We start from the raw sequence: 24,796 nt of genomic DNA, 5'->3' as shown, positions 1-24,796 counted from the left end.
GAGATCCGCACCCTCTCATGCGGAAAACGCGTATGCGAACACAAATATGATGACAACGTCGGCAACCAATATTAGTAAGCCTGACCAATAGGCGGAAGCTCCCGGTCCGCGGTGCATCCTACCTCGCCCAAATCCCTCAGCTCGCACGGTGCGTCTTGCACTGAGCAGTAGAAGGAATACGCCAAACAGGCCAACAACTAGCAATGCTGCCCAGATCAACCAAAAGAGGGTCATATCCACAACGATATTCCTTACAGCCGGGTCGGGAGGAAACGGGTCGCGGCCAGACCAAGTCCGCCCCCGACGAGGCCCGAGACGCCGCCTTCCACCGCTCCTTCGAGAGCGCTCGTCCCGTAGTCGTTGCCACCTTCGACAGCTTCGGAGGCAACTCCTCCGACAGCGCCGAAGAAGACACCCGCAGCAACGCCCCCAAGTAGGCAACCAAGCCCGCCAGTTGAGGCGCAGATCACGGCGCCAGCAGCAACACCCAGACCGTTCACCACGCCACTTGCAACTGCGCCGCCCACAGATCTACCCGTGGGATCCGACCGGTTGATCGGGTCCGCTCCTGCAAACGCGTAGCGGTTGGCATCGGAAGGGCTGAGTGGGGCATCGAGGGTGTCGCGTTCGATCCAGGTGCCGGTACCGGCGGACTGCCAGCGGTAGCCGAACTTCGTGAGTTCGGTGTCGGTGTTGCTGGCGCGGATACCAACCTTGTATCCGTACGGGTTCTGCTGCCACTGCGCACTGCTGCCGCCGTCGTCGCTGACCTGCTCCTTGCCGTAGGCGTCGTAGGTCACCTTGTAAGCCACGTCGCCGGTGTCCGCGATCGAGGCGACCGGGTTCCCGATCCCGTCGAGGACGTACATGCTCGTCGTGCCGTCCGTGGTCCGAAGATCCAGCGGCTGGCCCGTGGTCGGGTCGCTGATCACCGCAGCCGTGCCGGTGCCGACGAGCTCGCGGCCGGCGATCACGGGGACACCGTTGGAATCGGATGTGCCATAGGTGTAGCCGTACTCCGCTCCCCCATCGGTCGCCTGGTAGAGCAGCTTGTTCATGTCCGCGCCGGCGTACTCGTACGTGGTCTTCTTGCCGTCCTTCGTCGATGACGTCATCTGCTGCGCACCGTTGTACGTGTACGTCGCACCGGGCGAGGCGGTCATGTTGCCGGTCTTGTCGTACGCGTACCCGGTGGTGGTGATCTGGCCGAGCGCGTTGTAGCTCAGCTGCTGGTCGCTGACCGTCGCTTCGGTGGTGGCGTTGGTTGCGGTGGCGCGGGTGCGGTTGCCGGCCTTGTCGTAGGTGAACGCCCAGTTGGTTGGGGTGTCGCCGCCGGACTGGGTGATCTTCGTCAGTCGACCGGAGGTGTACCCGTACTTCGTAGCCTGCCCGGAACCGTCGCGGGTCCACTGCAGCTTGCTGCGGTCCTTGGACTTGTCGCTGTCGTCGCAGGTGCCGTCGGAGGGCGCCTCGAACTGGTAGCAGTACTTCGTGTTCACCTCGAGCGTGGTGTCCTTGCCGGTCCACGCCTTGATGTGGGTGATCTTGCCGGAGGAGTCGTACTCGACCTGCTGGTGCCCCGTCCACGACGCTGGCTCCACCCCGGGGGTCGCGTTGCTGGGGGCGCCGAGCCAGGTGTTGGTGCGGCGGCCGTGGTCGTCCGTCAGGTAGACCTGCTTCGCCGTACCCGCAGTGGTCGGGTACGTCGTCGCGGTGAGCACGTTCGACGGGTCGTACGCGTGTGTCACCTGCCCCTGCGCGTCGGTCACCGTGACGGTGTTGCCGGCGAGGTCGTAACCGTAGGAGACCGTGCCGCCACCGGCGGTGTTCACCGTGGAGGTGAGGCGGTTCCGCTGGTCGTACGTGTTGGTGATGGTGCCGGTGGCGGAGGTCTCGGTGAGGAGGTTGCCGTTTCCGTCGTACGACCTGGTCACCGTCGCGGTGCCGTCACTGAAGGCGATCGAGGTGGTTCGGTCGTCGTTGTCGTACCCGTAGGTCGTCGTGTTCCCGCGACCGTCGGTCTCGGTCCGGACACGTCCGAACGCGTCGTACGTGTACTCCTTGGCGCCGATGATGTCGGTGTTGCTCGAGGGGTTGTTCGGTGCGGTGACCTTCTTGAGCTGCTTGTTCTCGTACTCGTACTTCGTCGGGTTCCCCCCGTTGCCCGGGGCCGTCGCAGTCTTGACGGTGCCGTCAGAGTTGTAGTCGAGCTCCGCCTTCGCCGCGTCTGCTCCCGAGCCCGTGCTGGTGGAGGTCTGGTTGCCGACACCGCTGTACCCGTACGACGTGCTGTCACCAGCGGAGTCAGTGGTTGAGGACGGCAGGTACTTGTTCGCAGCCCCCGGCGCGTCATAGGTCGCGGACGACGATGCTCCGGAGCTGCTCGTGCTCTTCGTCAAGGACTGGCTCTCGTTCTTGCCGTAGTCGTTCGTCGACTTTGACTGAGCGGAGGTCCCAGTGCCGCCCTCCTTGCCGACGGTGGCGGTGGCGACGCCGTTGTTCGCCGGGTTGTACTCGCGGCCCCGCTCCCGATCGGCCGGATCAACGGCGTTCGTCACCAGGTCGTTGCCGTCGAGCGTGTAGGTGGTGCGCTTGGCATCCGCCACAGCAGCCGACTGATCGGACCGCGGGTCGGCGACCAGTGTCGTGGTGTCGTCCTTGAACGAGAACCGCGTCACAGCGGTGCCCGGGGAACCGGCGGTGGTGTTGCGTTGCTCGACCTTGGTGACGCGGTCGGACGAGTCGTACGTGAACGCCGTCACACCACCCTCGGGCGCCGTGATCGAGGTGAGGTCACCGCTGGTGTACCCGAACGTGGTCTTCTTGCCGAGCGCGTCCGTGTACGTCGTGATGTCGCCGGTGCTGTTCTTCGTCCACGACACCGACCGGGCACTCGACCCGGAGCCCTGCGTGTACGTCTGCGTCCGGTTCGCGTACGACGACGTCGCAGTCTTCTGCGCCGCTGTGCCAGCGGTGGAGACGAGGCTGGTCAGCTTGTAGCGGTCGTCCGTGTCGAACCTGAAGTCGACGATGTTGCCATTGCGGTCCTTCACCTTGGTGGGCTGCCCCGCAAGGTTGAACACCGTGGTCTGGTTCGTCGTCCAGCCCTTCAGCTGGTACTGCGGGCTCTCACCCGCCGGGGTCGTCCGGGTCAGGGTCTGCTGCAGACCGGCCGGGCTGATGAACGCACCCTGCGCCCCGGACGGACGGAACTGCCACGCCGTACCGACAGCGTCCGTATAGATGACACCGTCGGCATTGGCGGTGAGATCCCCTGCCCCGGCGAGGCTGTACTGCCACCGGTTCGCATCCATCGTGTTGACGTCCCCGACGGTGGTGCTGCGCGAGTTGTACGCGGCACCGATCGGCGTCGAGCTCGTCGCCCCAGGCAACGACATCGCCGAGGTGGTGACCAGCAGGTTCCCGGTTCCGACATCGACGGACGCGTTGGTCTGGTCCGTGATCGGGAACGGCAGCGTCGTCGCCGACGTCCGCTGACCGGTTCGATTCGTGTCGGACGGGCCACCGGGAAGCGAGTTGTAGGTGCCCTGCAGGTCGACGACGTAGTTCATCGCGGCCTTGCCCATGTTCTTGATCCGGATGTTCCCGTTCGCGCCCACCGGTGTGACGACGGTGTTCGACACGATCGAGGTCGTGTCGCTGCTGATCGCTGAGGAGTCTGGCTCCGCTGCCCCGTCAGCCCACATCTTCGCGTAGGAGTCCGCACCGCTGTTGTTCACTGCGGTGAACGTCACCGCAGCAGCCGAGAGTCCACCTTCGACCGTCGGAGCACCAGCGCGACCACCAACCTGCACCGCGAACGACGCACCCGCGGCGATGCTGGCCGTTGTCCGGGTGTCAACGAGCCGGCCGGCCTGGGGTGTGAAACCGCCACCCGGGTTGGACTGCAGGAAGTAGCCCTGAACGTCGACGACGAGGTCGATCTTCCCGCCGCCCTCGGCGGTGCTGAGGCTGAACTTCCCAGCGGAGTTCAGTGCGACCTGCGCGTTCATCGCTGTCGTCAGACCCGCGGTGGAGTTGTAGTTCAGGACACCCGTGCTGCGGACCCCATCCGTCGGCGTGGGACGGACGTAACCGGCCTTGGCCTCACGGTTGATCACGACGATGTTCACCGCGACCGCCGCCGCACCCGCCGGGATACCGTTCGATCCGCTCGCCTGGATGGTGCGCTGAGATCCCGCCGGGATCTGCCCAGCTGCGGCACCAGTACCGTCCCGGGAATCCAGCACGCGCGCCGGCGACATCGCCACGAAGCCACCCGCCGAGACGCCGTTCTTCGTCGACGTGTAGTAACCGGTGATGTCGATGATCACGGTCGACTGCGCCGTCTCGGTCATCACCTGGATCGTGCCGTCATCGGCGACCGCGAGCAGGCTCGAGTTCGACGTGTTCCCACCGACGCCGGCGTTGTAGACCATCAGCAGCGTCGACGGATCCGACGACGACGGACGACCGAACAGCTGGCCCTGCCCGGCCGGGGCGACGATCGTGACCATCATCGTCACCGCACCGATCCCGGACGACGGCAGACCATCCACCCCGGCAACCTTGACAGTCCGGTAGGTGCCCTTCGACGTGCCACCACCGAGCACCCGGGCATTCGACGGCATGGGCACGTACTGCCCGCCCGTCCCCGTCACAGCCGCCTGCGCCGGTGTCGGCTGCGACACCACCACCAGCAACGAACCCAACAGCGCGACCAACGTCACCACCGCCAGCAGAACTCCACGGACACGACCAGACAACGACGCAGCGAACACGCGAAAAGAACCCCTCAGCACGTCGCACCAGCGCACAGCCCCCATGGCTGCACTGTGCAACTCCACAGCACGTTACGGAGCATCACTCAGCACCGCACCCCCATATGTGGGGGTCGAAACGACGGGCGGCGCGCCGATACGGGCGAGTGGACGAAAGCAGCGCTCAGTACAACGCCGCGATCCCCCGCACATCCCCCAGCCCGAGCGTCCGCTGCGCCGTGTCGCACACGGTCGACGACGGCTTCATCACGAGCCCGGACTTCTGCGCCGTGTGTCCGAGCCCGTACGAGTGCCCCCACTCGTGCGTCGCGATGCCGCGCAGGTCGAACCGGTTGCCCGAGCAGGTGCTGGTCGATCCCCACCGGTGGCTCGTCGAGTAGCGCTGGTCGGTCTCGAAGGCGACCCCATCCGTGAAGGACCAGATGCACGTGAGCGCGAGGGTCTTCGACGGCAACTTGCCCCACCCGATGACGCTCGTCCGGTTCGAGGTCCCGCAGCCCCCGTCGGCGGTGACCGCAGGCTTCTGCGTCGCGGTGCCGAGGTACTCCTGGGCCGCGGTCGACCGGACCGTCTGACCGCACGCCGTGATCGTGCCGGTCCACGCTTCGGCGCCGCGCTGGATCGCTGCGACGTTCAACACCTTCGCCCCGCTCGGGTTGTACCGCCACCGGACCGGGGACTCCCAGTGCGCGCCGGTCAGCACGTACGCCTTGCTCCCGCAGCTCGCGGACGTCGTGGCGCCGCCGTGCGAGACGGTGTCACGGATCGTCGCCCCGAGCGTTCGCCGTTGCTGGGCTGCGCGTTCCTGCCGGACGGCGGTGGGCGATCCGGCCCACACCTCGTCGACCTGCACGGCGATGCCCGCGGCACCACGGTTCGCGATCACCACGTCACCGGGGTCGGTGTCCCCTTCGGCGACGGGCGCGGCGGTGAGCGTGACGCCCGCGGCGGGCACCGCGAAGGTCCGGCCGTCGTCGAGCGCGATCACACCAGAGCCGCCGTGGCACCCGGAGGCGAGGTCGTGAACCGAGATGCTGTCCCCTCGGCAGTTGGGCGCTCCGGCGATCCCCGGTGCGGCGAAGACCGCCGTCAGGACGAACCCGAGTGCGACCGCGGCTGCGGCCTTCGATGACGTGCGCACTGCGCCCTCCTTGATCACACCGCACCCGAACCACGGTGGCGGACGGCTGCATCAGTGTCCGAGGGAGCGGAAGGTCCGACAAGCCCCCAGAACGGCCGCGGTGCGCAGAGCGGACCGGGTAGCGTGCCGCCATGCAGTGGGGCGACACCGGACTCGATGACGACCAGATCGCGTTCGTGTTCCGGACGCTCCCCGACGCGGTCTTGGTGGCGGACGACTCGTGGGGTCTGCTCGACACGAGGGTCCTGCACGTCGTCGCCGGCGACGACAGCTACACCGTGAAGGCCTCGGGCCAGGACAACACCCACTTCCCCCGGGAACTCGAGGCCCACCGGACCGTGACCGACGCCCTGCGCACTGCCGGGGACGCCGGCGCCCTCGTGTCCGCCGACGAAGGGCACCGTGTCCTCGTCCTCGAACGCGTCCCCGGTCACCTCGCGCTCGGCACCGCGGACGAGCACGCCCCTGACGTCCACCGGCAGGCCGGCGCAGTCCTCCGGCGCCTGCACGACCAGGGCATCCGGCACGACCCGACGTTCCTGCTGCACGAACAGGCGAAGGCCCTCCGCGCGCTCGATGCCCCGCACCGGATCTCGGCAGCCGTCGTCGCCCGGACCCGCGCGGCGCTCGAGATGCTCCCCACCGACCACGCGGACGAACCCCTGGTCCCGACCCACGGCGACTTCCACCCACGCAACTGGATCGTCGACAACGTCGACAACGACGACACCAACGCCGACAACGACGGCCGCATCCGCGCCCGCAGGCTGCGCGTCATCGACTTCGGCCGGTTCGGCTGGCGCCCGGCATCCTTCGACCTCACCCGCCTCGCAGTGCTCCACTGGCAGCACGATCCCGCCCTCGAGGCGGCGTTCTTCGCGGGCTACGGCCACGATCCGCGCGAGCCGGACGCCTGGCGATGGCTCCAACTCCGCGAGGCCGTCGGCACCGCGACCTGGGCTCACGCCGTCGGTGACGAGGGCTTCGAGGCGCAGGGACACGACATGCTCCGCCACGCCCTCGCCGCCTTCTGACCGTTCCGAACCCGGGTCCGAGCACGCCCTCCCCCCGGTCAGCAGCGGCCTCGTGGGCGATCGACCGTCTCAGCGCTGCACTGCGCGACGTCGCCTCCGGAGCACGGCGGAGCCGATCAGCACGAGGAACAGCGCACTGACGATGCCGGCGACGACGGGGCCGCTCCCGGTGAAGGCGAGTCGTCCCCCGATCTGGTCGGCAGCGGTCCCAGGACCGGGATCGGCCGGGCCGGCAGCGGAACCCGGTCCGGCTCCGTCCGCAGGGCTGGTCGGGACCTCCGGCGAGACGGTCTCCTCTGCGGGCACGATGCCGACGTCCACGGTCTGGTCACGCGTGATCACGTCCTTCGCCCCCTCCGGTGTGTGGATCCAATCCAGGACGACCGTGCCGGTCACACCGTCTCCGTCCGCATCGGAGTCCACCGCGTCGTCGTTGCCGACGTGTTCCCGCGTGAACTGCCTGCCGTCGGGCGCACGGAACGTCGCGACGTAGGCGCCTGGGCGGAGCCCGTCGAACGAGTACGTCCCGTCGGCGTCCGTCACGGTGTCGAGGGACACCTCGTCACCGCGGTCGTCAGTGCCAGCCAGGTGGACGCCGACACCCCGCTGACCCTGCTCGTCGTCGTCCTGCAGGCCGTCGCGGTCGGTGTCGGTCCACACGAGGTCACCGATGGCGCCGGACGCGACGCGGATGCTCGCCGGGTTCGACCGCACCGGGAGCGCGAGGTTGGACGCGCGCAGCCCGAATCGGTTCACGTACGTGTCACCGTCCTGCTGGCCGGTGGTCACGAGGGAGAGGTGGTGGTTCACGGTCGCGCCGGGCTGGACCGCACTCGTCCGCTCGATCCGGAACGCGGTCACCGCCGAGAAGGACGATGCGCACCCCGACTTCCCGAAGTCTTCCGCAGCACACCAGACGGTGGAGCCACCAGGTGAGTTGGACGGGTCCTCCGGGTCGAGCGAGACAGAGCCCGGTTCGGCGGTGGTGTACCGCACGGTCTCACCCGCAGATCGGTCGACGGCCACGCCGGCAGCGAGCGCCAACGACCCGTGGAAGTCCGATCGTTGTGGATCACCCACGTACGGCAGGACATCGATGAGATCCAGGCCGTGGACGTTCGACGCATCGGTGTTGGTGTAGCCCAGTTCCCATTCGAGCGGGTCACCGGTGGCCACGACGGGCTCGGTCGCCCGCTTCTCCACACCGATGCCACCGGTGTTCACGATCTGTACCGCACGCTCGGCCTCGCGCCGGAACTGCTCGGACTTGTCCGAGGGGGACGAGATGCTCGTCCGGTTGGTCATCGGGCCCGCTGGGGCGAGTGCGGAAACGTGCGCCTCGTACGTGATCGGATCGATGGTGACGTTGGGCTCGACGTCCGAGAACTCCCACGTGAGACGTTGGTGGTCCTTCCCGGCGTCGTCCGCGACGGTGTCGATCACCGTTGGTCGGACGGACGCGCTGTCGGGGACGTACTGACTGTGCAGCGGCAGCACATCGCGGACCGTCACCGTGGTGGGCCGACCCGTCGTGTTGCCGTTGGTCAGGGTCGGGTAGAGGGCGTACTCGAGTGTGGTGCCCGCCACCGTGAAGCTCGTCCGGTCGGGGGTGGTCCCGGCGTCGTGGCCCGGATCGACGATCTTCTTCGTCGTCCGGGCGAGGTTCTCCGTGATGAGGACGCTGTCCGCCAAGCCGCCGGCTCCGACCTCGGGCACCGAGGTGTCGTGCGTCCAGGTCGTCACGTGGTCACCGAACATGACGTGTCCGAAGTCGTGCGCACGAGTGCCGTCGGTCGCTCCCTCGACCGTGACGCGCGAGTAGAGCACGGCCCAGGTCCCACCGAGGACGTCCCCCGTCGCGCGGACCGCTCCGACGCCGGCGATACCGCCCGGGACGTCGTCCGGATCGGCGTACCACGCCAGGTCGGCGTCGCCGCAGGCCTGCTGCTGCCCACTCGCCGCGGACCCCATGTCGTACGCCGCGTACTCGATCTCCCCGTCGGCGAGGCCCGCGACCCATGCAGCCTGCTGCTCGGTCCCGGCTCGCGTGAGACGTTGCGTCGTGCGGTCGAACGTGTCGCAGAGGATCGTGCCGCGGTACTCCCCGATGCCGTCGTTGTGCACGGTGACCTCACTGCGGAGCACGTCGCCCTTCGTCGCCCACGGATCACCCGCCTTCGCGGAGCCCGCCGCCACCGTCCCACCCACAGCGCGGTAGAGACGCTTGCCGGCGCTCCCCGGGCCGAGCTCGACGATGTTGCGGGACGCCGTGTTGTTCGCCATCGGCTCCGTGGAGCCGGGGTAGTTCTGCGCGCCGCTGGCCGAGGTCGTCTGGAGGGGGGAGTACTCGTTCACGGAGACGACCGACGTGCCCGTCGGCGGGTAGGGCATCCACACGCTGATGTAGCCGGACACGAAGTACGCCTTGTCGCCACCGGCGATCGGGCCGCCGCCGACGGACTGGGTCGGCACGCGGGCGGGATCCGTGACGGTCCCGGAGATGGTCACGTCGATGTCGTCGCCCGGGGCCGCCTGCGAGCACTCGATCGTTCCGGAGTCGACGACGTTCCGCGCTCCCCCACCCCGACCGCCCGGGAGGTTCGACATCCGCCACTCGGTGACCTCGTTGACCCCGCAGGCGGGTGCGGAACCGTTCCACAGTTGGGCACGCGACGGCAGGTCGCCGAGGATCTCCGACGGGTCGTCCGTGAAGGTCATCGGGCCGACACTCTTCTCGAAGCCGAGCAGGCCCTGTCCGGGGACGACGGGCTCCCACGTGACGGCGATCGGGTACACCAGCCGGATCCCCCGCTCGCCCCCCGGACCAGTGAACCCGGGGGTGAGCACCGAGGCGTTGATGTTCTTCGAGAGGTCGTACCGAGCTGCCGCGGAGACGGTCGTGCGTGGTGCGTCCGCCTCGACGACACCGTTGCCCGAGTTGTCAGCGGTCGCAGCTGCGGTGACGTCGATGACGTCGCCGTTCTGCAGGTCGCTCGAGATGTCCAGCACGGCCGGCACGGCGATCGCCTGACCTTCCCTGAGGTCACCGATGCCACAGTGCAGCTCCCGACCGTCGACACGGGACCCTTCGGCCGTGCACGATGCGGGCAGTCCCGCCCATGTCGTGCCGGCCGGTGCGGTCAGGACGAACCGCTGGCCGATGCTCGGCCCGCCGTTCGCGCTCGTCGTCACGGTGTACGTGACCGCATCGAGCGTCCGCACGATCCCGTTCGAGTCGTTCGCGTCACCACCTGGCCCGTCGTTCGCGGTGAAGGGACCGTTGCCGTCCTTCGTGACGGCGACCCGGAGGCCGATGGTCGTCTCGGCGACGGCAGCGGCCGCAGCCGCGGCTGGTCCGGCAGTTCCGAGGACGACGCTCAGAGCAGCGAACAGTGCGGCGATCGGGCGAACAGGCAGGTTCGATGGCAAGGCTCTCCCCGGAGGACGATGACGGTCTCCGCAGACGATACTCCACCGGTGACATTCCCGTACATCAGTTGCCGAGGCCTCGCCGAACGCAGCTCACGGCACCCGCACGAACCGCGGCGCTCCCCGGTCCCGCAGTCGGAACCCGAGGTGCTGGTACAGCCCGATCGCCCCGGTGTTCCCGGCGGCCGCGTGCATCAGCGGGATCTCGCCCCGCTCCCGGATCCCGTGCGCGACGGCGAGCACCAACCGACGCCCGAACCCCTGCCCCCGGTACGCCTCGTCCGTGCACACCGCGCTGATCTCGGTCCACCCCGGCGGGTGCAGGCGCTCGCCCGCCATGGCGACGAGCCGACCGTCGCGTCGGATGCCGAGGTACGTGCCGAGCTCGATCGTGCGCGGCAGGAACGGCCCCGGCTTCGTCCGCTCCACCAGGGCGGTCATCTCCGGCACGTCGTCCGGCGTCAGCACGACGGCCTCGGGGTCCGGCGCACCCTCGATCGCCTCACCGGTGAGCTGTACGCCCCCGGCGCCCTCGACGAGCTCCCACCCCGACGGCAGGACGGCAGCGGCGCCCACGCCGAGCATGCCGCCCGGCCCGAGCAGCGCCTGGACGTCCTCCCAGTCCTGCGGCGTGGGCCGCGCAGGGATGCCCGTCCACACCGACACGTCGGTCTGGTAGCGGACCACGTCACCGCGCCGCTCGGCGAACCGCGCATGGTGGCTGTTCAGCGCGGCCATCGCGGGCGCGTCGAGCACGCGCGTCGGGGTGCCGTCGTCGGCGATGGTCAGGTCGAGGGTCCGGAGCGCTTCGCCGCGGGCATCGCCGCCCCGGAACCCGAGGTCCTCGATCCGCCGACGATCGCCGTCCGCCCACCCGGTGGTGTCCGCGACGACCCCGGAGGCGTACTGGTTCGTGGCGCGTTGCACGACCTGCTCGACGTCCGCTGCCGAGGTCACGAGGACCTCTCCGGGCCGGATAAGCGCAGTCGTCGTCATCCCACCATTCTCTGCCCGCGGCGAGCGCCGCCGGCGCATCGTTGCACCCCGTGACGCCCCCTCCGAGAACCCGCGACCGGCGCCTCACGCCAAGCGCGCCGCCACGAACTCCACCATCCGCCGCACCAGCAGCGCCCGCGACGACGCCCGCCGGTACTCGTGCCCTTCACCCGCGAGCTCGAGGTACTCGACGTCGTGCGACCGCTCCCGCAGCGCCGCGACCACCTGGTGCGCCTCGCCGACGGGGACGTTCGTGTCGAGCTCGCCGTGCACGACGAGCAGCGGCGCCGTGACGTCGTCGATGGCACGCATCGGCGACAGGGCCGCGAGCAGCGCTTCGTCGTCGACGGGGTGTCCGTACTTCGTCGCGGCCGCCGAGGCGATCCACGGTTCGGTGTCCCGGTAGAAGGTCGCGAAGTCGCTCATCCCGCACACCGCGACCCCGGCCGCGAACACGTCGGGCGTGAACGCCAACGACGCGAGGGTCGCGTACCCGCCGTACGAGCGCCCCTCGACGGCGACGCGGGACCGCTCGGCGTACCCGTTGGTCACCAGGAACCGCGCGCAGTCGACGACGTCGGCGAGCGCGTTCCACCGCAACGCCAGGTCGTCGGCGTGCACGAACTCGTGTCCGTAGCCGGACGATCCGCGGATGTTCGGGGCGAACACGGTCACCCCGGCGGCGGCGAGCGCCTGGTGCTGTGGCGAGAACGTGGGTCGCTCCTGCGACTCCGGTCCGCCGTGCAGGTGGACGAGCGCTGCGCGCGGGCCGGGAGGAACGTCCTGCGTCGCGCCATCGGTATCCGCCGACGACGCGGCCGGCTCCACCGCCCGGTACAGCCAGGCGGTCAGCTCCAGTCCGTCACGCGCGGTGAACCGCTCGAGGGTCGGCTCGACCAGCGGCACGTCGGGCAGTGTGGGAACGTCGGTGACCCGGTTCCAGGTGAGTGCGTTCGTGTCGAGCCGCCAGAGTTCCCGCGGTCGGGTGGGTCCTTCGACGGCGAGCAGCACGCTCCGTCCGTCGCGGCTGAGGACCGGGTCGGTGACCACGTACCCGGGTAGGTCGGGTACCGGTGTCCGCGAGGCGTCGTGGGTGTTGATGAGGTCGAGTTCGCTGCGCCCGTCGACGTTCCAGACGAGCAGCAGCGTGCGGCCGGCGTCGTCGGCGTCGAGGTACTCGAGCTCGGCGTCGTCGCGTTCGATGATCCGCCGGGGCGTGCCACGCCAGCCGTGGGGTCCGACGGGCTGGGCGACGAGTCCGCGGCGGGGCAGTCCGGCCTCGGTGGCGACGTAGGCGACGAGCGGGCTGGTCTCGCTCGCGGGCGAGGGCCGCAGGAACGCGATGTCAGCGGACCCGTCGGGGTCGTCGGCGAACAGGGCGTGGCTCTCGTCGGTCAGTCGGTCGACCACGACGACGAACTCCTGGCCGCGCTGCCCGTCGCTCAGCACGACGAGCCGTTCCTCCACCGACAGGTCGAGGATGTGGATGAGTTCGCCGACGGCCAGGTCGTCGCGGTCGCCGGAGACCGGGTCGACCAGGTACGAGCGGGCCGGCTGGTCGGCTTCGGTCGAGGGCAGGGTGATGACGACCCGGTGCCCGCTGCGGCTCCACGGCCCGAGTTCGGCGTGCTGGTACCGCGAGCCGGCGATCTGCGCGGCGTCGGTGCCGTCCGGCCGCACCACCCAGACCTGCTGCTTCACGCCGCCGTCGGTCGCGATGGCCACGGCGAGCCACTCCCCGTCGGACGACCACGACACCCGGATCACCGGGTCGTCGGACAGCGCGATCCGGACGGGTTCGGGCACCTCGCCGTCGACGACGACGTCCTGCACGAACACCTCGGGGGTGCCGTGCCGGTCGGAGACGAACGCCACGCGCCGGGCGTTCCGGGTCATGGTGGGGCCCCACGACCCCCAGGCGGCGGCGAGCCGCTCACCCAGGTCGGCCGCTGCCCTGGTGGTGACCGAGGGACGGACGTCGGCCGACGACGCGACGCTCGCCGCGCCTCCCGGCTGCATCACCGCACCCCCTGCTGCTGCAACCACATCTCGATCAGGCCGAGCTGCCAGAGCGCGTTCGCGCCGATCTCGGTCCGCGTGCTGTTCGGGTCCTGGAGCATCCGCTCGACCGTACCCGGGTCGAAGAGCCCGCGCTCCCGCGCCTCGGGTGCGTGCAGCGCGTCACGGACGCGCTCCAGGTACGGACCCTCGAGCTGGCGGATCGCGGGCACCGGGAACGACCCCTTGCTGCGGTCGATGACGCTGTCGGGGACGATGCCGCGGGACGCCCGCTTCATGACGCCCTTGCCGCCGTCCGACAGCTTGAGCTCGGGTGGGATCGCACCGGCGAGCTCGACGAACTCGTGGTCCAGGAACGGCACGCGGGCCTCGAGCCCCCACGCCATCGTCATGTTGTCGACGCGCTTCACCGGGTCGTCGACGAGCATGATCGTGGTGTCGCTGCGGAGCGCGGCGTCGACGCTCGTCTCCGCTCCGGAACGCGCGAACTCGCGGTCGACGAACGCCGACGGGGTGTCGTCGTCGCTCTTCCAACGCTCCCCGAGCAGCCCCTGCAGTGCCGGCCAGCGGCGGTCCATGAACACGGAACGGTAGGCCTCGGCGGCCTGGTCGCGGGGGACGTCGGCGAGCGGCGGGTACCAGTCGTAGCCGGCGAGCACCTCGTCGGCGCCCTGGCCGGACTGCACGACCTTGACGTGCTGCGAGACCTCCTGCGACAGCAGGTAGAACGCGACGCAGTCGTGGCTGACCATCGGCTCGCTCATCGCGGCGACCGCACCGTCGATGCCGTCGAGCAGGCGCGACGAGGGGATGTGGATGCGGTGGTGGTCGGTGCCGAAGTGCTCCGCGACCTGGTCCGAGTACTCGAACTCGTCGCCGGACTCACCGCCCGCCGCCTCGAAGCCGATGCTGAACGTGGCGAGGTCCTGCTGCCCGGCCTCGGCGAGCAGCCCGACGACCAGGGACGAGTCGATGCCGCCGGACAGCAGGACGCCCACGGGGACGTCGGCCACCATGCGCCGCTCGACCGCGGTGCGGAGCGAGCCGATGAACGCCTGCTCCCAGTCCCGGTCGGTCCAGTCGGCCTTGGCGGGGTCGCGTTCGAACCGCGGCTCCCAGTAGACGGTGTCGCGGGCGGTGCCGTCGCGCTCGATCACCCGGACGGTGGCGGGCGGGAGCTTGCCGACGCCGGACAGGATCGTGCGGGGTGCGGGGACGATCGAGTGGAAGCTCATGTACGAGGCGAAGGCGACGGGGTCGATGGACGTGTCGACACCCGACCCGCTGTCTCCCGCAAGGATCGCGGGCAGGGAGCTCGCGAACCGCAGCCCGCCGGGGACGGGCGCGACGTAGAGCGGCTTGATGCCGAGCCGGTCCCGGGCCAGGACCAGCCGACCGCTGGTGTGCTCCCAGATCGCGATGGCGAACATGCCGATCAGGTGCTCGACGAACGCGGTGCCCCACTCGGCGTAGGCGACGGCGATGACCTCGGTGTCCGATGTCGACGCGAACCGGTGCCCCTTGCCGTGCAGCTCGTCGCGGAGCTGCCGGTAGTTGTAGACCATCCCGTTGTAGGCGATCGTCAGCCCGGCCTCGGCCAGCACCATCGGCTGCGCGCCCGCGGTGGACAGGTCGACGATCGACAGCCGGCGGTGCCCGAGGGCGACCGGCCCGCGAGCCCAGAGCCCGTCACCGTCCGGGCCGCGGTGCGTCATGCAGCCGGTCATCCTGGCAACCGCCCCGACGTCCGGCGCTCGGCCGTCGAACCGGATCTCACCCGCGAGTCCACACATCAGCGCTCCCCTGTCGTCCCGACGATCCACGTGTCCTTCGCGCCGCCGCCCTGCGACGAGTTGACGACCATGCTGCCCTCGGGAGCGACGCGGGTCAGGGCCACGTCGGCCAGGTGCACGTCGTCCGGTCCGGTCCCCGTCGCGTAGACGAAGGCCCGCAGGTCCACGTGCCGCGGGTCGAGACCGGCCGGTCCGATCGTCGGGTGCGAGGACAGCTGCACCACCTCCTGCCCCACCCACCCGGCGGGGTCCGCGGCGATCTCACGCCGTCGCTCGGCCACCTCGGGGGCGCTCGCGCTCGGTCCGATCAAGACCCCGCGCCCGCCCTCGCCGTCGACCGGCTTCGTGACGAGTTCCCCGACGCGGTCCAGGACCGACAGCCGTTCCACCTCGATGCTCGTGCGGTACGTCGGCACCGATGCCAGCAGGGGTTTCTCGTCCAGGTAGTACCAGATCAGGTCCGGCACGGTGACGTACATCGCCTTGTCGTCGACCAGCGCGTTGCCCGGCGCGTTCGCCAGGTAGACGCGGCCTGCCTCCGCCGCGTCGAGGATCCGCGCACCGAGGTCGGGAGCGTGCTCCGCCGTCAGCGCACTGACGTCGCGGTCGATCCGCAGGTACAGCCCGTCGAGCACGTCGCCCGTCGTCGCGTCGACAACGCGTCCGTCACGGACGTCCAGGTCCGACCCGGACAGGAGGCGCAACCCGGCCCCGTCGGCCAGCCTGCGGTGCTCGAACCACGCGCCAGCGGCGGGGCCGTCGCTGACCAGCGCGATCACGGGGTCGGTCGCGCCCGTCACCGCGGTGGTGTTCGCGCAGAGGGTCCGGCGCAGCCGGTCGATCACGCCGTGCGGGTCGCGCAGGTGCGCCGGCCGCGGGGCGTCCGGCACGACGTCGTCCATCAGCTCGCGCAGGGCGATGCCGTACGCGACGCCCGAGGGCGAGCGGACGTTGTCCTCGAGCACCCGCCAGCCGCCGAACTCGTTCCGCACCAGGTCGAACCCGAGCACCGGCGCACGGACGGCGGTCGCCGGCAGCCGGGTGGCGTCCGGGTCCCAGCCCTTCGCGCCGACGAAGTGGTCCGCGTCCAGCACGCCGTCGGCCACGATCCGCCGCTCGCCGTACGCGTCACGCAAGAACAGTTCGATCGCGCGGGCACGCTGCCCCAGGCCACGCTCGAGCTGCGACCACTCGTACGCGCTGATCGTCCGGGGCACCAGGTCGCAGCCGAACGCCTGCGCCCCGCCGTCCACCACGAAGCCGACGTGGTGCTCGCGGGTCCAGACGTCGCGGGCGGTGCAGCGCTCGATCGCGGTCTCGGCGTCCCAGCCGTCGAAGAAGGCCGCCAGGTCGCGGAACGCCGGACGGGGGCGCGCCCCGGGGCCGACCGCTTCGTCACCGGCACGGACGCGGTACCCGGGGATCGGGACCACCGGATCCTCGTCGCGTCCGGACGGGAGCCCCGCGGTGTCCTCCACAACCAGGGCGACGACGTCGTCCAGCTCCCCGCGCTCGGCGTAGGCGGTGCGCTGCCGGTCGGTGGAGTTGCCGCGGGCCAGGGTCGCGTCGAGGAGTTCCGTCACCGTGCCCCAGTCGCCCAGCTCCTCGAGCTCCGGACGCAGGCGGGACACGAGCTGGCGCACCGCGACCTCGGCGGGCAGGCGTTCGGGGTGCTGTCCGAGGCCGACGAGTTCCCCGCTCAACCCGGAGCGGGCGGCCTGCCACATCGCCGCACGGTGCAGGGGTTCACTACGAGGGTGCCACTCGGCGCCGGACACGACCGACTTCTCGGCCTTGCGCACGGCGGCGCGGAAGAGTCCGGCGATGAGCACGGCGTCGTCCACCACCGGGGTCGCGTCGCAGACCCGCAGTTCGAGCGTCGGCGCGTGCGACGACGGCCGCACGTCGAAGTAGGCCATCTTCTTGTCGGCGATCACGCCCGAGGCGATCAGGTCGTCGAGCACCCGGTCGTACTCGGCGGCGTCGGCGACCGGACCGAAGCTGCCGGCCGACGGCCATCGCTGCCAGATGATGCTCCGGAACGAGGCGTACCCGGTGTCCTGCCCGTTCCAGAACGGACTCGACGCGCTCAGGGCGAGCAGTGACGGGAGCACCGGCGCCACCCGCTGGGCGATGAGCACCGCCAGGTCGCGGTCGCTCACCCCGACGTGCACCTGCAGGCCGCAGATGAGCTGTTCGTCGACGAGCATCCGGTACTGCTCCTGCATCCGGCCGTACCGACCGCCGGCGCTCAGCTCGAAGTCGGCGTACTCCGACCTCGGCGCGGTGCCGACGGCGGCGATCGTGACCCCGGCCGGGGCGATCGCGGCACTGAGCTCACTGCGCAGGTCGACGATCACCCGCCGCAGGTCGTCGAGGGTCCGCACCACCGGGGTGTTCGTCTCGATCGTCGTGCGCTGCAGCTCGGCGCCGAAGCGGTCGGTGGGCAGTTTGGGCAGAAGGCGCGGGGCCTTCGCGGAAAGTCGGCCGGACTCGAGGTCGATGAGGTGCAGCTCTTCCTCGGCGCCGAGCGTCAGCTCTGCACTCATGGCTGGAACCTACGCGCGGCGGCTGTGGCGTGCGCCGCGGCACACCGCCCGACTCGTGCCCGTAACACGCTCGTCCACTGGTCGTCACGTCCACGGGACTCCCGCCCGCACCGTGCGCACCGTGCGCACCTCTTCACCCCGTGCGAGGTTCCACGCACCGTGCGCCGCTACAAGCACGCACCACGCGCGCAACCCCGCACCAGCCCACGCACCTCGCACCGTGCGACCCGCGCCGGTCGCGCACCAGCCCGCGCACCCCGCACCGTGCGGTGGACGCCCCCCCCGCAGTCGGGAGGCACGGCGCCAGCCCGCCACGCGCCTCCCGTCCGCACCGTGCGCACCTATGCACCCCGTGCGAGGTTGCACGCTCCGTGCCCGGTTACAAGCACGCACCACGCGCCCAACCCCGCACCAGCCCACGCACCTCGCACCGTGCGACCCGCGCGGATCGCGCACCGGGCCACGAAAGCCGCACCGTGCGGTGGACGCCCCGCACAGGCGGACGGGAGGCACGGCGCCAGCCCGCCACGCGCCTCCCGTCCGCACCGTGCGCCCGTCGCCGCCCCGTGCGAGGTTCCACGCACCGTGCGCCACTACAAGCACGCACCACGCGCGCAACCCCGCACCAGCCCACGCACCCCGCACCGTGCGTGCGCGCGGACCCCTACCCCCGCGTCCGCGCCAAACGCCGGTTGAGCGCCCCGTTCAGCAGCGCGACGAGCAGCCCCACCGCGAACACGAGCGTCCCGAAGCACAGCACCTGTGGCGGCATCCCGGCCTTCGCGGCGCCGTACACGAACAGGGGGAAGGTGACCGCGGGCCCGGCGACGAACGAGGTGATCACGTAGTCGTCGATCGACATCGCGAGCGCCAGCAACCCGGCGGCGAGCATGCCCGGCGCCAGCAGCGGCAAGGTGACGAGCCGGAAGGCCTGGAACGGCGTCGCCCCGAGGTCGCTCGCGGCCTCCTCGAGCACCCGCGACGTGCCGGAGATCCGGGCCCGGAGCACCACCACGACGTACGCGACGTCGAACGCCACGTGCGTGATGAGCACGGTCAGGAACCCGGTGCCGAGTCCCACCGACAAGAAGAAGGAGAGCGACGCCGATCCGACCACGATGGACGGTGCCGCGATGTCCGCGAACACGACGGCGTTCACGGCACCGCGGCCGGGGAACCGGTACCGCTCGAGCGCCAGGGCCAGCGGCAGCCCGATCGCGACCGAGATGATCGCGGCGAGGAACGCGACGACGACCGAGGTGACGAACGCGGCTCCGAGCCCGGACACGTTGACCAGGTTCTCGTACCAGTAGGTCGTGAAGCCGTTCCACGCGAACGACAGCCGGTTCGTCGGGGCGTCGTTGAACGAGTACACGATCATGTAGACGATCGGCACGAGGGTGATCGCGATGGTGACCCAGTACACGATCGCGAGCCAGGGACCGCGGCGGTTCACACCGTGGCGGCTCGGACCGCGGGCGATCCCACCGGTGGCCGGGGCGGCGGACGGACGGGTCGGTGCGACGGCGGTCATACGAGGTCCTCGAGGTCGTCGGTGCCGGAGACGCGGGCGTAGATGAACAGGATGATGCCGAGCACGACCATGAGCACGGTCGACAGTGCCGCGGCGACGTTGTACTGCTGGTTGCCGGAGTAGGCGTCCTGGATCGCCTGGCCGATCGTGTACGTGTTCGTGCCGCCGAGCAGCGCCGAGTTCACCGGGTCCCCGACGCTGTCGATGAAGACGAGCAGGACCCCGGCGAAGATGCCCGAGCGGGACAGCGGCAAGGTGGTGTGCCAGAACGCCCGGAACTTGCCGGCGTACAGGTCGTTGGCGGCCTCGCCGAGTCGTGGGTCGATGCGCTCGAGGGCGGCGTAGATCGGCAGGACCATGAACGCCAGGTCGTTGTAGGCGTCGCCGAAGATCACCGCGCCGCCGGTGCCGAGGATGTGGAAGTCCTTGCCGGCCAGGCCGATCGCCTGCAGGAACGTGACGACCGGCCCCTGCGACGCGAGCACGAACGCCCACATGTCGGTGCGGATGATGAACGACACCAGGAAGCTCACGAACACGAGCATGAGCAACGGGTTCTTCCACCGCGGGGACACCCGGAACGCGATGAAGTACGCCACCGGGTACCCCACGATGATGGTCACGACCGTTGCAGCGGCGCCGTACCAGAGGGATCGGAGGAGGAACGTCAGGTACGGCACCTGCGGGTCGACGAACAGGGACCCGTAGATCCCCCAGTTCCACGTGAAGGTGTAGCCGTCGTCCGGGTTGCCCGACATGAGCGAGACGATGAGCCCCGAGACGAGCGGGATGACGAAGAACACGCAGAGGTACGCGGTGCCCACGAGCGCGAGCAGGAACGGCGTGCTGCGACGCCGCCCCCGACGGACGGGCGCCGGACCGGCGCCCGGTGTCGGTGCGGCACCCGGGCCGGCGACCCCGACCGCCGTCACGACTGCACCACCGCGTTGAAGATGCCGTTCCACTCCGAGTACTCGTCGTAGTTCTCGAACACCCGGAACTCGTGCGACCGGTCCAGCACGTCGGAGTCCGGGAACACCAGCGGACTGTCCGCCACCGTCGCGTCGTCGAGCTCGTCGCGGACGTAGGCCTCGGCGCCGGGGACCGGGCAGACGTAGTTGACCCAGTCCTCGACGATGCCCGCGATCTTCGGCGTGTAGTAGAAGTCCATCCACTCGAGGGCGGCCACCGGGTTCGCCGCCTGCCGGGGGATCATGAGGTTGTCGTGCCACATCATCTGGCCCTCCTCCGGCGTGACGAACTGCAGGTCCTCGAACCCGGACTGCTGCGCCTGGAAGACGTCACCGGACCAGGCCTGCGTGATCCAGGTGTCGCCGTTCTCGAGCTTGTTGATGTAGCTCTGGTCGTAGAAGCCGGTCACGCTCGGGCGCAGTTTCCGCAACCACGCCTGCGCTTTCCGCCAGTCCGCCGGGGTGGACGTCTCCGGGGCGATGCCGTTCGCGAGGAGTCCGAGGGAACCGAGCTCGGTGTTGTCGCTCATCAGCCCGACGCGGCCCGCGAACGCCGGGTCGAGCAGGTCCTGGAACGACGTGATCTCGCGGTCGATGTACTTCGGGTTGTAGGCGATCCCGGTGAACCCGGTCTGCCAGACGACGGAGTGCTTGTTGCCGGGATCGTACGTCGGGTCTTTCACCGAGTCACCCGCGTTCGCCGCGAAGTTCGGCAGCCGCGAGTGGTCGAGCTCGCACACGAAGCCGTTCTTGATCATCTGGGTCAGCTCGAACCCGTTGGTCATCACGACCAGGTCGTAGCCGGTGGCACCCTGCGCCCGCAGGATCGGCGAGACGGTCGCGTAGAACGTCGCGTTGTCCTGGATCACCGCCTGGTAGTCGACGCTGATGCCGGTGGCCTGCTGGAACAGCGCGAGCGACTCGGACTTGCCGTGGTCGGAGTCGATGTAGAGCGGCCAGTTCGCGAAGTTGAGCTGCTTCGTCGCCTCGGCGTCCTTCCAGAACGCGGTCCAGTCGACGGCGTTCTCGGCGCCCGACGCTGCCGAACCCTTGATGCTGCACCCGGTGAGCAGCGCCGCGAGTGCGGCGGCCCCGCCGCCGGCCAGCAGGCCGCGCCGGCTGACGCGCGCGGACGTCAGTCCGCGGAACAGGTCCGGGCCGGCTCCCCCGCCGGTCACGCGAGCGATCCTGCCGTGGCGGGTGCGGACTGGAGGCCCGTGGCGGCGTGGGTGGTGACGGTCGCGTCGGACGCGGGGTGCGCCTCCAGGCCGAATCCGTGGTCGACGCCCCACGTGAGCCAGACCTCGGTGCCGGTCGCGATCCGCGGCCCGCCCTTCGAGTTCTGCGCGAAGACCGAGACACGGCCGGCGCCGGGGACGTCCACCAGGTACTGCGTGCTGACGCCGGAGAACGAGACGTCGACCACGCGGCCGGGGCCGAGGATGTTCCGACCGGCTTCGGGCGTGGGCTCCGAGGTACGGATCTTGAGCTTCTCCGGACGGATGCCGACGACGACGCTGCCCGAGGTGGCGACGGCGCGGTCGGCGGGGACGGCGATGGTGCCGGCCGGGGTCGCGACCACGAGCAGCGCGCCGTCGGTGCCGCGGACCTCGCCCTCGAGCAGGTTCGACTGGCCGAGGAAGTTCGCGACGAACGCGGTGCGGGGCAGCTCGTACAGGTCCTGCGGGCTGCCCATCTGCTCGATCCGGCCGCCGTTCATGACGGCGACCGTGTCGGCCATCGTCATCGCCTCTTCCTGGTCGTGGGTGACGTGCAGGAAGGTGAGCCCGACCTCGGCCTGGATCGTCTTGAGTTCGAGCTGCATCTGGTGCCGGAGCTTCAGGTCCAGCGCGCCGAGCGGCTCGTCGAGCAGCAGGAGTGCCGGCCGGTTCACGATCGCGCGGGCCAGGGCGACGCGCTGCTGCATGCCGCCGGACAGGGAAGCGGGGCGCTTGTCGGCCGAGGCGTCGAGCTCGACCAGGTGCAGGGCCTCGCGTGCCTTCGTCATCGGGTCCGGGATCCGTCGCCGCTTCAGGCCGAACGCGACGTTGTCGAGCACGCTCATGTGCGGGAACAGCGCGTAGTTCTGGAACACCGTGTTGACCGGCCGCTGGTACGGCTTCGTGTCGGTGACGTCCTCGCCGCCGATCGTGATCGTGCCGCTCGTGGGCTCCTCGAGCCCGGCGACGAGCCGCAGCGTCGTGGTCTTGCCGCAGCCCGAAGGGCCGAGCAGGGCGAAGAAGGACCCCGCCGGCACCGTCAGGTCCAGCGCGTCGACGGCGGTGTGCCCGGGGAACGACTTGGTGATCTGCTCGAGCCGGAGATCGGCTCCGGATTCGGCGAACGTGCCGGTCATTGCCATGGTGCCTCCTGCTGCTTCGGAAGGATCGGGGTCAGCCGATGTAGGACATGACGTGCTTGATGCGGGTGTAGTCGTCGAACCCGTACTGGGACAGGTCCTTGCCGTAGCCGGAGTGCTTGAAGCCGCCGTGCGGCATCTCGGCGACGATCGGGATGTGGGTGTTGATCCACACGCACCCGGAGTCCAGGTCGCGGGCGAAGCGCATCGCCCGGGAGTGGTCGGTCGTCCACACCGAGCTCGCGAGCCCGTACTCGACGTCGTTCGCCCACGTGAGCGCCTGCTGTTCGGTCGAGAAACGCTGCACGGTCTGGACCGGGCCGAACACCTCCTGCTGCACGATGCGGTCGTCCTGGCGCAGTCCGGACACGATCGTTGCCTGGTGGAAGTAGCCGACGTCGCCCTGCCGCCCGCCGCCGAGCTCGATCGTGGCGTGGTCGGGGAGCGTGTCGAGGAAGGACCGGACCTGGGCGAGCTGGTTCGCGTTGTTGACGGGCCCGTAGTAACCGTCTGACCCGGTTCGCGCGTTGTGCCGTGCTTCTTCTGCGAGCGCCGCCACGAACTCGTCGTGGATGCCGTCCTGCACGAGCAACCGGGTGGCCGCGGTGCAGTCCTGTCCGGCGTTGAAGAACCCGGCGGCGACGATGCCGGCGACGGCGGCGGGGATGTCGGCGTCGTCGAACACGATCACGGGGGCCTTGCCGCCGAGCTCGAGGTGGGTGCGCTTGAGGTCGCCGGCGGCGGCACGGGCGACCTCCGTGCCGGCACGGACGGAGCCGGTGATGGACACGAGCTGCGGGGTGGGGTGGTCGATCATCGCGGCGCCGGTGGTGCGGTCCCCGACGACGACGTTGAGCACGCCCGGCGGCAGGAACTCGGCGGCCACCTCGGCAAGCAGCAGGGTGGAGAGCGGAGTGGTGTCGCTCGGCTTGAGCACGGTGGTGTTCCCCGCGGCGAGCGCCGGGGCGAACTTCCACACCGCCATGTTGAGCGGGTAGTTCCACGGGGTGACCTGGGCCACGACACCGATGGGCTCGCGCCGGACGAACGAGGTGTGGTCGGTCATGTACTCGCCGGCGCTGCGACCCTCGAGGTTGCGGGCGGCTCCGGCGAAGAAGCGGATCTGGTCGACGGACAGCAGGATCTCGTCCTCGACCAGGGAGGCTCGGGGCTTGCCGGTGTCGAGCGACTCGAGGTCCGCGAACTCCTCCGCCCGCTGCTCCACGGCGTCCGCGATCCGGAACAGTGCGAGCTGCCGTTCGCCGGGGGTCGTGCGCCGCCAGGTCGCGAACGCGGTGCTCGCGCTCGTGAACGCGGCGTCGACGTCGGCAGCGGTGGACACGGGCGACGTGCCGTAGACCTGCTCGGTGGTGGGGTCGACCAGGTCGAGCCGGGTGTCCGCGCTCGACTCGACAGCTGCGCCACCGACGAAGTTGCGCACCTCGTGCGTCGTGGTCACCGGTTCCGTCGTGTCCAACATGGCGGTGATCCTGACACGGATTCCGGCGGTGCGGAAGACGGATTCGGAGGTTGTGGAGAACCGTAACAACGGAAATCGTCGCGAAACACGGTGTTCACAACGGAATCCCTTGCGCGGTTCGAACCTCGCTGCCATGCTGTCCGGCATGGCGGCAGCACCACGACGTCCGGGACCGATCGACGACACCTCGAAGCGGATCATCGAACAACTCCAGGCGGACGGCCGCCGTCCGTACGGCGAGATCGGCAAGGCCGTCGGTCTCAGCGAGGCGGCGGTCCGGCAGCGCGTCCAGAAGCTCACCGAGACCGGCGTCATGCAGATCGTCGCGGTCACCGACCCGATGCAGCTCGGCTTCCACCGGCAGGCGATGATCGGCATCCGGGTCAGCGGCGACACCCGAACAGTCGCCGATGCCCTCGAACAGCTGCCGGCGGTCGACTACCTCGTCATGACCGCCGGCAGCTTCGACCTGATGGTCGAGGTCGTCTGCGAGGACGACGACGACCTGATCGAACTGCTCAACGGCACGATCCGGGCCATCCCGGGCGTCGCCGGCACCGAGACCTTCGTCTACCTGCAACTCCGCAAACAGCTCTACGACTGGGGAACGCGATGACCATCTCCGAAACGACCAGCGGCCAGGCCACCGGCCAGTCCACCCGCCTCGGGTCCTACGACCCGTTCGCCCCGGTCGACGACGCCGACCTGCA

At 69.9% G+C, this 24,796-nt stretch carries 14 protein-coding genes; 2 read left to right on the top strand and 12 right to left on the bottom strand.

Annotated elements, in window-relative coordinates; translation table 11 throughout:
- Positions 1-251: 251 nt before the first annotated feature.
- Positions 252-4,826, bottom strand: coding sequence for an RHS repeat-associated core domain-containing protein (locus tag ACGH48_RS00295; protein ID WP_396289754.1), 4,575 nt, complete (start codon positions 4,824-4,826; stop codon positions 252-254).
- 118 nt (positions 4,827-4,944) lie between these two features.
- The gene (locus ACGH48_RS00290) at positions 4,945-5,922 is read right to left on the bottom strand and encodes a matrixin family metalloprotease (RefSeq protein WP_396289753.1); all 978 of its coding nucleotides are present in this window, start codon (positions 5,920-5,922) and stop codon (positions 4,945-4,947) included.
- A 131-nt stretch (positions 5,923-6,053) separates the two neighbouring features.
- Between ACGH48_RS00290 and ACGH48_RS00285 the strand changes: the two genes are divergently transcribed.
- On the top strand, positions 6,054-6,956 hold the full coding sequence (locus ACGH48_RS00285; RefSeq protein ID WP_396289752.1) for an aminoglycoside phosphotransferase family protein: 903 nt from the start codon (positions 6,054-6,056) through the stop codon (positions 6,954-6,956).
- A gap of 69 nt (positions 6,957-7,025) precedes the next feature.
- On the opposite strand, the gene ACGH48_RS00280 is transcribed toward ACGH48_RS00285, so the two are convergent.
- From ACGH48_RS00280 to ACGH48_RS00235, 10 genes are all read right to left on the bottom strand, one after another.
- On the bottom strand, positions 7,026-10,385 hold the full coding sequence (locus ACGH48_RS00280; RefSeq protein ID WP_396289751.1) for an SdrD B-like domain-containing protein: 3,360 nt from the start codon (positions 10,383-10,385) through the stop codon (positions 7,026-7,028).
- Positions 10,386-10,478: 93 nt separating this feature from the next.
- Complete coding sequence (locus ACGH48_RS00275) at positions 10,479-11,381, bottom strand: GNAT family N-acetyltransferase (protein ID WP_396289750.1); 903 nt, start codon at positions 11,379-11,381, stop codon at positions 10,479-10,481.
- A gap of 84 nt (positions 11,382-11,465) precedes the next feature.
- Positions 11,466-13,400, bottom strand: coding sequence for a S9 family peptidase (locus tag ACGH48_RS00270; protein ID WP_396291145.1), 1,935 nt, complete (start codon positions 13,398-13,400; stop codon positions 11,466-11,468).
- Positions 13,400-15,193: an N-acetylglutaminylglutamine amidotransferase gene (locus ACGH48_RS00265; protein ID WP_396289749.1), complete on the bottom strand. Its 1,794-nt coding sequence runs from the start codon at positions 15,191-15,193 to the stop codon at positions 13,400-13,402. Before ACGH48_RS00265 ends, ACGH48_RS00270 begins: the two co-directional genes overlap by 1 nt.
- Positions 15,193-17,742, bottom strand: a complete 2,550-nt coding sequence (locus ACGH48_RS00260) for a glutamate--cysteine ligase (RefSeq protein WP_396289748.1) — start codon at positions 17,740-17,742, stop codon at positions 15,193-15,195. Before ACGH48_RS00260 ends, ACGH48_RS00265 begins: the two co-directional genes overlap by 1 nt.
- Before the next feature lie 664 nt (positions 17,743-18,406).
- On the bottom strand, positions 18,407-19,276 hold the full coding sequence (locus ACGH48_RS00255) for an ABC transporter permease (protein ID WP_396289747.1): 870 nt from the start codon (positions 19,274-19,276) through the stop codon (positions 18,407-18,409).
- Positions 19,273-20,208: an ABC transporter permease gene (locus ACGH48_RS00250; protein WP_396289745.1), complete on the bottom strand. Its 936-nt coding sequence runs from the start codon at positions 20,206-20,208 to the stop codon at positions 19,273-19,275. Before ACGH48_RS00250 ends, ACGH48_RS00255 begins: the two co-directional genes overlap by 4 nt.
- The gene (locus ACGH48_RS00245) at positions 20,205-21,425 is read right to left on the bottom strand and encodes a PotD/PotF family extracellular solute-binding protein (RefSeq protein ID WP_396289743.1); all 1,221 of its coding nucleotides are present in this window, start codon (positions 21,423-21,425) and stop codon (positions 20,205-20,207) included. The genes ACGH48_RS00250 and ACGH48_RS00245 overlap by 4 nt, the downstream gene beginning before the upstream one ends.
- A complete protein-coding gene (locus ACGH48_RS00240) occupies positions 21,422-22,609 on the bottom strand; it encodes an ABC transporter ATP-binding protein (RefSeq protein ID WP_396289742.1) in 1,188 nt (395 codons plus the stop codon). Before ACGH48_RS00240 ends, ACGH48_RS00245 begins: the two co-directional genes overlap by 4 nt.
- 31 nt (positions 22,610-22,640) lie before the next feature.
- Positions 22,641-24,086 (bottom strand): gamma-aminobutyraldehyde dehydrogenase, encoded by a 1,446-nt coding sequence (locus ACGH48_RS00235; protein ID WP_396289741.1) that lies wholly within the window; start codon positions 24,084-24,086, stop codon positions 22,641-22,643.
- A 133-nt stretch (positions 24,087-24,219) separates the two neighbouring features.
- On the opposite strand from ACGH48_RS00235, the gene ACGH48_RS00230 reads away from it, so the two are divergent.
- On the top strand, positions 24,220-24,702 hold the full coding sequence (locus tag ACGH48_RS00230; protein ID WP_035809531.1) for an Lrp/AsnC family transcriptional regulator: 483 nt from the start codon (positions 24,220-24,222) through the stop codon (positions 24,700-24,702).
- Positions 24,703-24,796 lie beyond the last annotated feature (94 nt).

The organism is Curtobacterium pomorum (genome assembly GCF_044497295.1).
Lineage (GTDB): Bacteria > Actinomycetota > Actinomycetes > Actinomycetales > Microbacteriaceae > Curtobacterium.
The sequence above is the reverse complement of the archived record's forward strand: the minus strand, read 5'-3'. Positions and strand labels throughout refer to the sequence as shown.